This is a genomic window from Mesorhizobium neociceri (assembly GCF_013520985.1).
GTDB classification, from domain to species: Bacteria; Pseudomonadota; Alphaproteobacteria; order Rhizobiales; family Rhizobiaceae; genus Mesorhizobium; species Mesorhizobium neociceri.
This window is the reverse complement of sequence record NZ_JACDTY010000008.1, coordinates 283,006-294,534: the sequence shown is the minus strand read 5'-3', so window position 1 is coordinate 294,534 and position 11,529 is coordinate 283,006. Positions and strand designations below refer to the sequence as shown.

The window sequence follows — 11,529 nt, the reverse complement described above, 5'->3', positions numbered from 1 at the left end:
CCCGAAACTTCCGCATTCTCCGGTCCTGTAGCCATGCTGCCCGTCTCATCCCCAGCCTCCGTTCGCTGGCGATAAAACCGGACAACTCATCTGCTACCTAATCCGGACAACTCGTGTGCTTACGACATTTGACGTTTTAGGGGTTGCGCGGCAGGGCCCGGAACCTTATACGCCGCAGGGCCTCGGAGTGTAGCGCAGCCTGGTAGCGCATCTGGTTTGGGACCAGAGGGTCGGGAGTTCGAATCTCTCCACTCCGACCATTTTTCCCCCGTAAAGCCCGTCCTTGCTCATGATCGCCGAGACCTGCCTCGTTGCTGGCGAGTGGCGGCGGTACGAAAATCCGTATTGACTCATTTAAGACGACCGGTCATATTCAGCTCATGGCAAGACCGAGCACCAGAGAACAGATCATCGCCGCAGCCGTGGACACCCTGCATCGGAAGGGGTTCAACGGCACCAGCGTTCAGGACATAACCGAAGCGGCGCAGGTGCCGAAGGGATCGTTCTACAACCATTTCGAAAGCAAGGAACTCCTCGCTGTCGAAGCCCTGGAGCGCTACTGGCAAAGGGTGCTCGACGGCCTGAGCGGGCTCGGCGATGAGAAGACACCTGCCGTCGACCGGCTGCGCCGGTATTTTCAGTATCTTAACGAGGTCACCCGCCAGGGAGACTACCAGACTGGCTGCATGATCGGCAATATGAGCGCTGAAATGCCGGACCAAAGCCGCCCGGTACGGGAACGCCTGGCTGTGCTGCTGGCGGCGTGGAGCCGTGCGATCGAATCCTGCGTCAAGGAAGCACAGGCCGACGGCGCGTTGCGGCGCGACATGGATGCCAGGACGATCGCGGCCTTCCTGCTCAACTCCTGGGAAGGCGCGATGATGCGCGCCAAGGTCGACAAGGACGCAACAGCGCTGACAGCGTTCGAGATCGTCGCGTTCGGTACCCTGCTGACATAGCCGCCTTTTATTTTTACTCAACTCAAGATGACTGGTCATATTGAGTATCAACTTCACCCCTTCCCCGCCGGAACCGATCATGAAATTCAACGACACAGGTCCCCTTCTTCCCAAACACAGCGGTCCGCCGCCATGGCTGGCCATTCTTGCCGAGGACGCCACGCTCGAGGCAACCGTGCTGAGGCGGCCGATTGAAGGAAAGCAGGCCATACTGGCGCTGCTGAAGCATGCCGCACCGCTCTACGACTTCCGGGACTTCACCTATCGCGGCGACTTCGGCAGCGACTTCTTCATGGAATCCTACCGGGCCGAGGTTCGCGGCACGCCGATCGAATGCTCGGTGCTGGCGCATAAGAATGCCGACGGAGAAGCGGATTCGATCGTCATCAATCACCGCCCGCTCGACGCCGCTTTGCTGTTCTCGCGCCTGATGTGGGAACAGGTCGGCGACGAATTTGGCGATCTCTATCTGACGGGACCGCAGGCCGAGGCCATGGAGAAGGCCGCCGCCGATCCGAAGGCCTGAGCACCAACACTCTACCTCAAATCAACAGAAGGCCTGCCAGGCTGGCGACGGCGATTTGCGGCCAAGCCGATGCCCTATTCAACACGGAAGGAATACAATCATGCGTGCGATGAGAGCTGACCGCTTTAGCGGTTACCACGATCTGAAACTAGCCGACATCCCCAAGCCGATCCCATCCGAAGGGCGGCTGCTGGTGCGGATGCGGGCCGCCGGCGTGACGCCGCTCGATCATACGATCCTGAGCGGGCAGTTTCCGCGCTCGACGGCGCCGCTGGTGCTCGGCAATGAGGGCGCCGGCGTCATCGAGGGCGGCGATGCCGATTTTCCCGATGGCACGCGGGTGGCATTTCTCGGCCCCTTCGGCGTCTTCGAGAACGGCACCTATTCGGACTATGTCGCCGTTCCCAAGGAATTGCTGCTGCGCGTCCCCGATGCGATCGACGACACCGCGGCCGCAAGCCTGCCGGTCGCCTATCTCACAGCCTATATCGCACTGATGAATGCCGGCTTCGCGGCCGGCAAGGTTGTACTGGCGCCGGCCATCGGCGGCTCCGTCGGCAACGCCGTGACGCAGCTGGCGCGTGCGCTCGGCGCCGGCCATAGCATCTCTTCCACCACCAGCCACGCCAAGGCCAAGGAAGCGAAGGCGCTCGGCTTTTCCGAAGTCATCGACCTCACCGACGAAGGCCTGGCCGACGGCGTCAAGCGGCTCAGTGAAGGTCATGGCGCCGACATCGTCATCGACGGCATCGGCGGCAAGATCCTGAGCGCCGCACTGTCGGCCCTGGCGCCGGGCGCATCGGTGGTTACGCTCGGTTACTCCGCCGGACGCGAAAGCACGATCAACGTCACCGACCTGATCTGGAAAGCTGCAAGCATCAAGGGGTTCTTGCTGCTCACCGAAAGCGCGTCGGCCTGGCAAGCAGCCTGGTCGGTCATTTCGGACCTGCTTGTATCCGGCAAGGTCAAGCCGGTCGTGGCGAAGGTCTTGGCGCTGGAGGATGCCGCCAAAGGCCTGCGGTATCTCATCGAGGAGCGCCCGTTCGGCCGGGTGGTGCTGAAGATTTGACGCAAAGCGCTTCGCTCGGATAATCCCCTCGCTTCCATCGCAGCCGCCGGTCTAGACTTCGGTCAAAGGGGAGATTCTGGATGCTAGGTCTCGAGGCATGGCTGTCGCTGATTGGCCCTGCCTATTTCGCTTATATCGGTATCGCGATTCCGTTCGTCGTCGTCTGGGCCATTATTTGTGCTGCCCTGTGGATCTGGAACAACCGGCCGAGCAAGAGGCAGGGCCCTCCCCGGTCGTGGCCCGCCAGCCTGACCTTCTTTGTCGTCGTCGCCGCCTGCTACGTGGCTGCGCATACGGCGGTCTACCTGCTGGTCCGCTATCTGGCCCCGTTGTGGGCGTGACAGGGACGCACCCTTCTACTGGGCACTCTGGCCGCCATTCTGCCTGAAGGTAAGCTCGCCGGGCGAGAACCCCAATCATCACTCCCGGCGAGCCTACAACCCGATCAGGAACGCGATCAGGACCGGGGTCAGCCGGCAGGCGCAGTGTTGCAAGATGGATGCCAGCATATGTTTCCCGAAATGGGACACCAGGGGAGTCTCCCCTTCGACGGCCCTAAATCTCGAACTCGCCCTGCCCCTCGTCCATGGCACTGACGATCTCGGCGGCGAGCGCGCGGGTGATCGGCGTCTTGCGCTCGAGCGCCGTGCGGTCGAGCCGTTCGACCACGCGCATCGCGGTGGCAAGCGAGCGCTCGATGCGGCGCACCAGATATTGCACGACATGCGGCTCGACCTCGACCTGGCGGTCGGCGAACAGTTTGGTGATGACGCCGGCCAGAAGCAGGTCGTCCGGCTCATGGATCTCGACGGTTGCCGCGGCCTTCAGCCGCGAGGCGAGATCGGGCAGCGTCACCCCCCAGGCGGCGGGGAAGCGCCGCGCCGTCAACAGCAAGGTGGACCCGGCGCCGCGCACTTCATTGATGAGGTGGAACAGGTCCGCCTCGTCGATGGCTGTCTTGTCGACATCGTCGATCAGCGCCGGCCTGCCGCCGAGTCCGGCGATGGCATTGCCGATGCGCAGGGCATCGACCGCCACAGCGTTGGCCCGGGCGTGCCAGATCGAGCCCAGATGTGTCTTGCCGGAACCGGCCGGGCCGGCGAGCACGATCACCGGCGACGGCCAGTCCGGCCAGCGGTCGACCAGGGCCGCCGCCTCGCGGTTGGTGGCCGACACCACCAGCTCGTCGCGCGAATAGCCGGTGCCGTGGCCGAGATCGAGCGGTAGCTGGCGCGGCGGTTCGGTTCTCTGGTCGGCCACGTCAGCCGCGCCGCGTCCGGTGGCCGCCGCCGCGATCGGCGGGGAGCGGCGGGACGGGCTCGGTGGAGTGTCCCTTGTAGAGCGGCGATTCGAGATAGCGGGCAATGGCAAAGCGCACCAGCACAGCAACCGCCGCCGAAGCAGGAACGGCGATCAGCAGGCCGACGAAGCCGAACAGGGCGCCGAAGGCAAACAGCGCAAACATCAGCCAGACCGGATGCAGGCCGACGCTTTTGCCGACCAGCCTGGGCTGCAGGATGTTGCCTTCGATGAACTGGCCGATGAAGAACACCACGGCGACGGCGACGATCATGGTCCAATCCGGCCAGAACTGGACGAAGGCAACGCCGACGGCCAGCACCAGGCCGGTCAGCGAACCGACATAGGGAATGAAGGAGATCAGCCCGGCGAACAGGCCGATGAGGATGGCGAAATTCAAACCGGTCAGCGTCAGACCGGTGGCGTACATGGCGCCGAGCACCAGGCACAGCGTGCCCTGGCCGCGCACGAAGCCGGCGGTCGCAGTGTTGATGTCCCTGGAGATCGCCCTGACCGTGCCGACATAATCGCGCGGTACCCAGCTGTCGACGACCGCCACCATGCGGTCCCAGTCGAGCAGCATGTAGAAGGCAACGACCGGGGTGACCACGAACAGGCTGACCACCGAGACCAGCGCCACGCCGGAACTCCAGATCGAGGTGAAGACGGTGCTCAGCAGGCCGAAGCCGGACGTCAGCAGCGAGTTCAGTCCATCGCGCAAGCCATTGGCATTGACGCCGAATTTCTGCTCCAGCCATTTCGGGTCGAAGCTGGTGATCAGCGACTGCAGCCGGGTCAAATATTCCGGCAGCTTGCCGGCGAAATCAGCCATTTGCGTCGCCAGCACCGGAACCAGGATGACGAAGGCCAGCACCAGCAGGATGATGAAGGCAATGAGGATGACCACCGTCGCCATCAGCCGGGAGAGACCGAGGCGCTGCAACCGGTCGGCAACCGGGTCGAGGAAATAGGCCAGTACCATGCCGGCGACGAACGGCAACAGGATGCTGGAGAAGATATATAGGAACAGCGCCAGGAACACGGCCGTGCCCAGCCAGAAGAAGATCTGGCGTCGGAATGCCACGGACGCAGCTTCGCCTGCCGCCGCGGCCTCGGCCGCCGCTTCGATGGATCCTTGGTCAGGTGCCCGGTGTGGAGCCTTCGCCATAGCCGCTCATATGCCTCAGCCAGCCCACGAGATAGGCCGCGGCCGAAGCCACGGTCAAGACCCCGGACAGCAATATGAGCGCGGGCCGCAACGGGTCGAGGTGAAGGCCAAGGGCAAGTTCGCCCAGCACCACCGCTGCCAGCACGATCTGGACGGCGGTGTTGGCCTTCGACACGTAGAGCGGCTTCATCTCGACCGGATGCGCCATGACTGTGGACAAAAGCACCGCGCAGATGATCAGCGCATCGCGCGAGACCATGGTGACCACCAGCCACAGCGGCAATTGCCCGATGAAGCCCATGACCACGAACACCGAGACCAGAAGCACCTTGTCAGCCATCGGATCGAGATAGGCGCCGAGTTTCGAATGCTGGTTGAAACGGCGGGCGATGAAGCCGTCGACACCGTCGGAAATGCCGGCAACGAGAAAGCCGGCAAAGGCCCAGTCCCAGCGCATATTCAGCATCGCCAGCACAACGGCCGGCACCAGCACGAAGCGCATGATGGTGATCAGGTTGGGGATGGTCAAACGGATGTCCCGTCGCTTTATGTCTTGTTGATACATGAGACGGACGGAAGGCGGATGCAAGGGGTGAGACGTGGTCCGCGTGGCGTTCGGAAAGCCAATTGCTTGGCTTTCCGAACGACGAACGCCCGGAGCGACAGCGAAGGGCCGGGTCTTGCAAGACGAAGTACCGCGACCTGGGCTTACTGCGAGAGCTTCGTTGGTTAGGCCGCAGACGCCTCAACGATTGAAATGGGTCCTCGGGTCTGAATCACTCGTTCAAGGCGTAGACCAGCGGCGTCGAACAAGCCTGCATATTGGGCCTGCGTTCTCTCAAGGCCGCCGGTGACGGCGAGTATGACCACGTCAATACCCTTGATCTGGTTCGGCTCGTCACCCGCCGGCACAAGCGTCTCGGCCACAAGAACCTTCCCGCTCGGCGGCGTTGCCTTGCGGCAATTCCGCAGGATCGTCGCGGCAGCCGCATCATCCCAGTCGTGAATGACCTTCTTGATGACATAAATGTCACCAGTGGGAACGCTCTCAAAGAAATCACCGGCGACAAATTCGGTGCGCGGCAGGTCGCCTCCGGCACCCTGGCGTGCTGCCGCGACGCCCGAAGGCAGGTCGAAAAGCACGCCGCTCAAATGAGGGTTGCGGGCCAGGATTGCCGAGAGAAGCTGACCATGTCCGCCGCCAACGTCGACGATCCGTGTGAACGTCTTGAAGTCATAAGCTTCGGCAATGGCCTCGTTGGCGCCTTGGCCCAAGGCGACCATGGCACGCTGAAACAAGGCAGCCTGCTCCGGATGTTCCGACAGCCAGTCAAACCTTGGGCTCCCGAACACCTTGTCGAAGGCTGGCTTCCCGGTGCGGACAGAATACGGGAGCTGCCCGAAGGCAAGATAGGCCTCGCTGTTGATCATTCGGACGAAGTCGCCCGGACCCGGCCGATCGGAGCGCAGCACGGCGCCGACCTCCGTCAACTCGAAATGACGGGGCAGTACTTCCCTGAAGACGCCCTCAGGCGCGAGAAGTCGCATTACACGATAGAGCGCGTCAGCATCCGACTGAGTGGCAGCCGCCAGTTCATCCACCGATTGCTCGCCGACGGCGAGGAGATCGGGGATGCCGAGTTCGACAATGACGCGCAGCGCCTGTGACACGGCAAATCCAAGTCCCAGTCTCATGATCTGTTGCGACGGATTGAGCATGGCTTGTCCCCGGATGCCTGATGCGTGGCAACTGAGCACCAACAGCGGCAGGACACAAGGATGCAAAGGGGAGAAGGCGAAGATGGAGGTACGGGGTTTTGCCTCTCCAGAGAGGCTGCGCAAAGGACGCGCGACCGCAGATGAAAGGCGCCTGTCCACTGTTTTGTCGAACGGAAAAGCCAACCATCCCAGCCCTTATCCTTGCGAGGCGCAGCCGTTCATGCGAAGAGCCCGGGAAAGCAGGGAAAGAGTATGAGCAAGCGCAAGAACGGGCTCACCTATGCCGAGGCGGGTGTCGATATCGATGCCGGCAACCTTATGGTCGAGAAGATCAAGCCGCTGGTGCGCGCAACGCGCCGGCCGGGCGCCGATGGCGAGATCGGCGGTTTTGGCGGCCTGTTCGATCTCAAGGCGGCGGGCTTCACCGACCCGGTACTGGTTGCCGCCAATGATGGCGTCGGCACCAAGCTGAAGATCGCCATCGATGCCGGCAAGCATGACACGATCGGCATCGACCTCGTCGCCATGTGCGTCAACGACATCGTCGTCCAGGGCGCCGAGCCACTATTCTTCCTCGACTATTTCGCCACCGGCAAGCTCGACCCCGACCAGGGGGCGGCAATCGTCGGCGGCATCGCGACGGGCTGCCGTCAGGCCGGCTGCGCGCTGATCGGTGGCGAGACGGCCGAAATGCCCGGCATGTATCATGGCAATGATTACGACCTTGCCGGCTTTGCCGTGGGTGCGGCTGAACGCGGCCAGCTCTTGCCGACCGACGACATCGTCGAGGGCGACGTGCTTTTGGGTCTGGCCTCGTCGGGCCTGCATTCGAACGGCTTTTCGCTGGTGCGCCGCATCGTTGGCGTCAGCGGACTTGCCTGGAGCGATCCGGCGCCGTTCAACGACGAGGCGACGCTGGCGGAAGCGCTGCTGGAACCGACGCGCATCTATGTGAAGTCGATCCTCAAGGCGATCCGCAACACGCATGGCATCAAGGCGCTGGCCCACATCACCGGCGGCGGCTTTCCCGAAAATATCCCGCGCGTCCTGCCGAAGGATTTCTCCGCCGAGCTCGACCTCAATGCCATCGATGTACCGCCCGTCTTTTCCTGGCTGGCGAAAACCGGCGGCGTGGCGCCGGAAGAGATGATGCGCACCTTCAACTGCGGCATCGGCATGATCCTCGTCGTCGCCTCCGGCCAGGCCGCGCAAGTCGCCGCCGTTCTGCAGGAGGCCGGCGAGACGGTGACGCCGATCGGCCGCATCGTGCCGCGCCGCGACGCCGGCGTCATTTATCGAGGTTCGATCGGCCTATGAGCAGGAAACGCACGGTTGTCTTGATCTCGGGACGCGGCTCCAACATGACGGCGCTGATCGCGGCGGCCAGCGATCCCGCCTATCCCGCCGAAATCGTCGGCGTCATCTCCGACCGAGCCAACGCCGCCGGCCTCGGCATCGCCGCCGCGCGGGGCATCCCGACCAAAGTCATCGCGCGCGCCGACCATGCGAGCAAGGACGCCCATGATGCGGCGATCGACGCCGCGCTGATTGCGTTCAACGCCGAGATCGTGGCGCTGGCCGGCTATTTGCGCATCCTTTCCCGCGGCCTGGTCGAGAAATGGCAGGGGCGCATGCTCAACATCCACCCTGCCCTGCTGCCCGCCTTCAAAGGACTGGACACACACGCACGTGCCCTGCGCGCCGGCATGCGCATCCATGGCTGCACGGTGCATTTCGTCACGCCCGAGATGGACGACGGCCCGATCATCGCGCAAGCCGCGGTGCCGGTGATGGTCGGCGACAATGAGGATACGCTGGCCGCGCGCGTGCTGAAGGCCGAGCACCGGCTCTATGCATTGGCGCTGGGGCTGGTCGCCGACGGCAAAGCGCGCATGGAAGGCGGCCGCACCGTGCTGGCGCATTTCGCCGACGATGCCGACAACGCCACCTCCGTGGTGATGGCCCCCGACCCGTTGCGCGAGGAACGCGACCTCGAGCATCTGGCGCGGATCACGCCCTGAGGCCGCTCCAGGGTCGCCAATATACCGTTGCGCGTGGTAGAAAACATAGCCATGGACGTTTTCGATAGCGCAATCCGGACAACAGGCGATCTGGCCGGCGTGTTCGAGTATACCGAGGCAGGTGACCCGCAAAATGCCACGGCGTATTTCTACCTTTACCGAATCCAAGACGGAAATGCAGGTGCGGTGATTGATGCAATTCACATTCGATCGGGCGTCTGGGCCATCACCGCGAAGGACATAGCGGTGAGATGGGATAGGGACGGAAGGCGTGCAGGCGTTTTCATCTTCGGCATGCTCTGGGCAGCCTTCGACACGGCAACTGGTACGAAGCATGGTGGCCGATACGGCACAGACTTCCAGCCTGACATCCCGTGGTCGTGAATTGAGACTGATGAGGCAGTTGCTCCTGCTGCTTCATGCAAATCGGCTCGCCGATTTCGATCGGCCAATTCCTGTCGAGGATCGGAGTGAAACCATGAATGCGATGACCTACAAGGGCTATTCCGGCCGTGTCGACTATGACGATGACGACGAGATTTTCTTTGGCCGGATTGCCGGAATTCGCGACGGTGTATCGTTCCATTCGGAAACCGTCGCCGGGCTGAAAGCAGCCTTCCATGAAGCTGTGGACGACTATGTCGAAACCTGCGCAAAAATCGGCAAATCGCCGCAAAAACCCTATTCCGGAAATCTCATGCTGCGCGTTGATCCGTCAGTTCATTCGAAAGTCGCGCTGGCTGCGGAAGTCGCGGGCAAGAGCCTGAACCAGTGGGGAGAAGAGGTCTTGCGTGAGGCGGCCGACAAGCAGATCGCTTGAGGCGGAACCGATGAAACAGCTGCTCCTGCTGCGCCACGCCAAGTCGAGCTGGGACGATCCGGCGCTTGCCGATTTCGACCGGCCGCTTGCCCCGCGCGGGCTGAAGGCCGCACCATTGATGGGCCGCGAATTGGCCAGGCGCGACTGGCTGCCGGACCTGGCGCTGGTGTCCCCAGCGCAGCGCACGCGCGAGACATGGCGGCTGGTCGCGGCCGAACTGCCGGCGAGAGTGCCGGTGGAGTTCGCCGAGGCGCTCTTCGAAGCCACGGCCGCAGGCATTCTCGCCGAGGTGCAACAGGCAATCGCGTCGGCTGGCTGTCTCCTGGTGCTTGGCCACAATCCCGGCCTGGAGGATTTTGCGCGCCGGCTCGCCGGTCCGCGATCGGATGCCGGAGCTCTGAGGAGGCTTGCAGAAAAATTCCCGACCGGCGCCCTTGCCCGCTTTGTCATCGACGGCAATTGGGCAGACCTCGCCTTCGGCACAGCCCGGCTGACGCATTGCATCAGGCCGAAGGATTTGGGCTGAGGCTGCCCAAAACAAAAGCGGCGGGCTCGGCCCGCCGCTTTCAGTGCAACTGATCAGTTGCCCCAGATGCCCTGGCCGGGATCAGGCCAGGCCGTTGACCCTGCCGAACCGGTTGCCGTCGTGTCGACGTTAGGCGCGGGCTTGGTCATCCCGTGCTTGCGGATCGAGGCGGTGAAGCCGCGATCGACGCCAGCGGTCGGCTGGTTGGCGTTGTCGGCGCCATAGTGGTCGCTGCCGGCAGAGGCGCCGCCCATGGCAGCGACGAGCATCGCGGCCGCGACGAATGCAATCCTGGTCATTTCAGTGTTCCTTGTCTGTCGTTTCATTGCGCGGGCGCCTTGGGAGGATGGTCCGCTGTCAACAAGACCCGTAACCGCCCGGTTTTATTCCCGGGCGAAACGGATTCCTCGCGGTCAGTGCCGGTGACGGTTGCGCAAAGGAAAAGCGGCGGCCAAGACCGCCGCTCTTTGGTTTTGGAGAACGCACTCAGCGGTTGCCGAAACGGTGCCGGTCACTGCCAGGCCTGACCGGCTCCTGAACTGGCTGAACCGGTTGGACCGGCTTCTGGATCGACGCCGTGGTCGTCGTGGTTTTGACAACAGGCTGCTGCCAATCGTCCGAGCCGTAATGGTTGCTGCCGCCGCCGTCGTAGTGGTCGCTGCCGGCAAAGGCTGCCCCTGTCGCCATCAGCAGGGCAACGGCCGCGAGAGTGATCTTGCTCATGTCATTGTTCATTGTTCATTGTTTGTCGGTCAAACGGTGCCTTGGGAGGATGGCCCCACTCCCGCCACAAACCTCCAGCGGCGAGGCTTTATTCCCGGACGCTGCGCTTCTTTCTCGAATTTCAGGAGACGGATCGGGCCGGTCGCGAACGAAGATCGCGAAGCTTGGCCAAAAAGATGACGTGCAAACAAGAAGGTAGAACAGATTGCTGCCTAATTGATTCAGGCCCTCGCGGACGCAAGCCGGCTGCACAAAAAACAAGAGCGGCGGGCCAAGCCCACCGCTCTTTGTGGTCGACGATTTCTCAGGAAATCAACGGCCCCAGATGCCCTGGCCGGATTGCGGCTGGTTCGAGTCCGGCTTGATCGTGAAGCCGCCGAAGCTGGCCGGCTTGTGGATGGAGGCCGTGTAGCTGTGGTCGATTTTGCTGCCAGCGGAAGCGGTCACGGCCGGCTGGTTAACACCGTCAGAGCCGTAGTGGTCGCTGCTTGCGAAAGCGGAGCCGGTGGCAACGAGGATGGCAGCAGCGGTAAGAGCGATCTTGGTCATTTTAGGTAATCCAGATTTTAAGTTCTGTCCGTCAAGTGGCGTGGCCTTGGGAGGAATTCGCGTCGCTCGGACCACCCCGAAATGGGACTGCTTTGTCGCCATTACCAATCACAAAAATTTGCGAACCGAACCGTTCGGTTCGATCTTGAA

General features: G+C 62.8%; 16 protein-coding genes and 1 tRNA gene. 10 read left to right on the top strand and 7 right to left on the bottom strand.

Going from position 1 to position 11,529, the window contains the following annotated elements; translation table 11 throughout:
* Positions 1-183 precede the first annotated feature (183 nt).
* The 5 genes from H0241_RS18765 (at position 184) to H0241_RS18745 (ending at position 2,895) form a co-directional block, all read left to right on the top strand.
* A tRNA-Pro gene (locus H0241_RS18765) sits at positions 184-260 on the top strand.
* 51 nt (positions 261-311) lie between these two features.
* Complete coding sequence (locus H0241_RS18760) at positions 312-959, top strand: TetR/AcrR family transcriptional regulator (protein ID WP_235984339.1); 648 nt, start codon at positions 312-314, stop codon at positions 957-959.
* A gap of 79 nt (positions 960-1,038) precedes the next feature.
* Entirely contained in the window at positions 1,039-1,485 is a 447-nt protein-coding gene (locus H0241_RS18755; protein ID WP_181059133.1) for a hypothetical protein, read from the top strand.
* Positions 1,486-1,585: 100 nt separating this feature from the next.
* The gene (locus tag H0241_RS18750) at positions 1,586-2,554 is read left to right on the top strand and encodes a quinone oxidoreductase family protein (RefSeq protein WP_181059132.1); all 969 of its coding nucleotides are present in this window, start codon (positions 1,586-1,588) and stop codon (positions 2,552-2,554) included.
* Between the two features lie 80 nt (positions 2,555-2,634).
* Positions 2,635-2,895, top strand: coding sequence for a hypothetical protein (locus H0241_RS18745; RefSeq protein WP_181059131.1), 261 nt, complete (start codon positions 2,635-2,637; stop codon positions 2,893-2,895).
* A gap of 214 nt (positions 2,896-3,109) precedes the next feature.
* Here the strand turns inward: H0241_RS18745 and hdaA are convergent, their stop codons facing one another.
* From hdaA to H0241_RS18725, 4 genes are all read right to left on the bottom strand, one after another.
* The gene (gene hdaA, locus H0241_RS18740) at positions 3,110-3,814 is read right to left on the bottom strand and encodes a DnaA regulatory inactivator HdaA (RefSeq protein WP_181059130.1); all 705 of its coding nucleotides are present in this window, start codon (positions 3,812-3,814) and stop codon (positions 3,110-3,112) included.
* A gap of 1 nt (position 3,815) precedes the next feature.
* On the bottom strand, positions 3,816-5,021 hold the full coding sequence (locus tag H0241_RS18735; protein WP_181059129.1) for an AI-2E family transporter: 1,206 nt from the start codon (positions 5,019-5,021) through the stop codon (positions 3,816-3,818).
* Positions 4,993-5,550, bottom strand: coding sequence for a CDP-alcohol phosphatidyltransferase family protein (locus H0241_RS18730; protein ID WP_181059128.1), 558 nt, complete (start codon positions 5,548-5,550; stop codon positions 4,993-4,995). The genes H0241_RS18735 and H0241_RS18730 overlap by 29 nt, the downstream gene beginning before the upstream one ends.
* A 200-nt stretch (positions 5,551-5,750) precedes the next feature.
* Positions 5,751-6,740 (bottom strand): methyltransferase, encoded by a 990-nt coding sequence (locus H0241_RS18725; protein ID WP_181059127.1) that lies wholly within the window; start codon positions 6,738-6,740, stop codon positions 5,751-5,753.
* 252 nt (positions 6,741-6,992) lie between these two features.
* Here H0241_RS18725 and purM point away from each other — a divergent pair, with 252 nt between their 5' ends.
* The 5 genes from purM (at position 6,993) to H0241_RS18700 (ending at position 10,107) form a co-directional block, all read left to right on the top strand.
* Positions 6,993-8,057, top strand: coding sequence for a phosphoribosylformylglycinamidine cyclo-ligase (gene purM / locus H0241_RS18720; protein ID WP_181059126.1), 1,065 nt, complete (start codon positions 6,993-6,995; stop codon positions 8,055-8,057).
* Complete coding sequence (gene purN / locus H0241_RS18715; protein ID WP_181059125.1) at positions 8,054-8,761, top strand: phosphoribosylglycinamide formyltransferase; 708 nt, start codon at positions 8,054-8,056, stop codon at positions 8,759-8,761. Before purM ends, purN begins: the two co-directional genes overlap by 4 nt.
* A gap of 51 nt (positions 8,762-8,812) precedes the next feature.
* Positions 8,813-9,145 (top strand): hypothetical protein, encoded by a 333-nt coding sequence (locus H0241_RS18710; protein ID WP_181059124.1) that lies wholly within the window; start codon positions 8,813-8,815, stop codon positions 9,143-9,145.
* A gap of 94 nt (positions 9,146-9,239) precedes the next feature.
* On the top strand, positions 9,240-9,581 hold the full coding sequence (locus tag H0241_RS18705; protein ID WP_181059148.1) for a type II toxin-antitoxin system HicB family antitoxin: 342 nt from the start codon (positions 9,240-9,242) through the stop codon (positions 9,579-9,581).
* 10 nt (positions 9,582-9,591) lie between these two features.
* Positions 9,592-10,107 carry a SixA phosphatase family protein gene (locus H0241_RS18700; RefSeq protein WP_181059123.1) on the top strand — a complete coding sequence of 172 codons (516 nt, stop codon included), beginning with the start codon at positions 9,592-9,594 and terminating at the stop codon, positions 10,105-10,107.
* 53 nt (positions 10,108-10,160) lie between these two features.
* Here H0241_RS18700 and H0241_RS18695 read toward each other — a convergent pair whose 3' ends face one another.
* The 3 genes from H0241_RS18695 to H0241_RS18685 form a co-directional block, all read right to left on the bottom strand.
* Positions 10,161-10,406: a DUF680 domain-containing protein gene (locus H0241_RS18695; RefSeq protein WP_181059122.1), complete on the bottom strand. Its 246-nt coding sequence runs from the start codon at positions 10,404-10,406 to the stop codon at positions 10,161-10,163.
* 187 nt (positions 10,407-10,593) lie between these two features.
* The gene (locus H0241_RS18690) at positions 10,594-10,830 is read right to left on the bottom strand and encodes a DUF680 domain-containing protein (protein WP_181059121.1); all 237 of its coding nucleotides are present in this window, start codon (positions 10,828-10,830) and stop codon (positions 10,594-10,596) included.
* A gap of 312 nt (positions 10,831-11,142) precedes the next feature.
* Positions 11,143-11,379 carry a DUF680 domain-containing protein gene (locus tag H0241_RS18685; RefSeq protein ID WP_181059120.1) on the bottom strand — a complete coding sequence of 79 codons (237 nt, stop codon included), beginning with the start codon at positions 11,377-11,379 and terminating at the stop codon, positions 11,143-11,145.
* Positions 11,380-11,529: the final 150 nt, after the last annotated feature.

Coding starts and splice junctions, on each gene's coding strand:
- H0241_RS18755 (WP_181059133.1), top strand. CDS start 1,039: ATGAAATTCAACGACACAGGTCCCCTTCTTCCCAAACACAGCGGTCCG.
- H0241_RS18750 (WP_181059132.1), top strand. CDS start 1,586: ATGCGTGCGATGAGAGCTGACCGCTTTAGCGGTTACCACGATCTGAAA.
- H0241_RS18745 (WP_181059131.1), top strand. CDS start 2,635: ATGCTAGGTCTCGAGGCATGGCTGTCGCTGATTGGCCCTGCCTATTTC.
- H0241_RS18735 (WP_181059129.1), bottom strand. CDS start 5,021: ATGGCGAAGGCTCCACACCGGGCACCTGACCAAGGATCCATCGAAGCG.
- H0241_RS18725 (WP_181059127.1), bottom strand. CDS start 6,740: ATGCTCAATCCGTCGCAACAGATCATGAGACTGGGACTTGGATTTGCC.
- purM (WP_181059126.1), top strand. CDS start 6,993: ATGAGCAAGCGCAAGAACGGGCTCACCTATGCCGAGGCGGGTGTCGAT.
- purN (WP_181059125.1), top strand. CDS start 8,054: ATGAGCAGGAAACGCACGGTTGTCTTGATCTCGGGACGCGGCTCCAAC.
- H0241_RS18710 (WP_181059124.1), top strand. CDS start 8,813: ATGGACGTTTTCGATAGCGCAATCCGGACAACAGGCGATCTGGCCGGC.
- H0241_RS18705 (WP_181059148.1), top strand. CDS start 9,240: ATGAATGCGATGACCTACAAGGGCTATTCCGGCCGTGTCGACTATGAC.
- H0241_RS18700 (WP_181059123.1), top strand. CDS start 9,592: ATGAAACAGCTGCTCCTGCTGCGCCACGCCAAGTCGAGCTGGGACGAT.
- H0241_RS18695 (WP_181059122.1), bottom strand. CDS start 10,406: ATGACCAGGATTGCATTCGTCGCGGCCGCGATGCTCGTCGCTGCCATG.
- H0241_RS18690 (WP_181059121.1), bottom strand. CDS start 10,830: ATGAGCAAGATCACTCTCGCGGCCGTTGCCCTGCTGATGGCGACAGGG.
- H0241_RS18685 (WP_181059120.1), bottom strand. CDS start 11,379: ATGACCAAGATCGCTCTTACCGCTGCTGCCATCCTCGTTGCCACCGGC.